Source organism: Alteromonas sp. KUL106, assembly GCF_009811415.1.
Lineage (GTDB): Bacteria > Pseudomonadota > Gammaproteobacteria > Enterobacterales > Alteromonadaceae > Alteromonas.
In genome coordinates, this window is record NZ_BLIG01000096.1 from 1 (window position 1) to 424 (window position 424).

1 protein-coding gene is annotated in these 424 nt (G+C 45.0%); it reads left to right on the forward strand.

All coding sequences use genetic code 11. The annotated features are described in order from the left end of the window. Window positions 1–178, forward strand: a 178-nt coding sequence (locus GVO63_RS19390) for a Rid family hydrolase (protein ID WP_268891668.1), incomplete at its 5' end; no start/stop codon positions are given. Window positions 179–424 lie beyond the last annotated feature (246 nt).

Sequence of the window (424 nt, forward strand, 5' to 3'; positions counted from 1 at the left end):
CATGCTTTCTGCGACCATTTATCTTAAAACCATGGATGATTTTGCGAAGATGAATGAGGTATGGGATAACTGGGTACCAGAGGGGTACGCGCCAGCCCGAGCTTGCGTTACTGCCGATATGGCCCGTGAGGCGCTGCTTGTAGAAATATCGGTTGTCGCTGCCGAAATAACTGATTAAGGCAGCCATTTTACACATCACTGTATTGGCTCTGCATGCTCTTTTCAAAGCCTTCGGAGCCTCGCTGCAAAATAATGCTTTCTCGTCATATCACTGAAATAAACGCCCTGTAACGTAAAGGTTTCGTTGAAAGGGTCTGCTAAGACTCAACCTCATACACGCAAATTGCTTCGATACGAGTTTTCATGAAAAAATTGAAACGCTATCAATACGAACGATATGCCATTCTTTGCCAACTTGCCTACC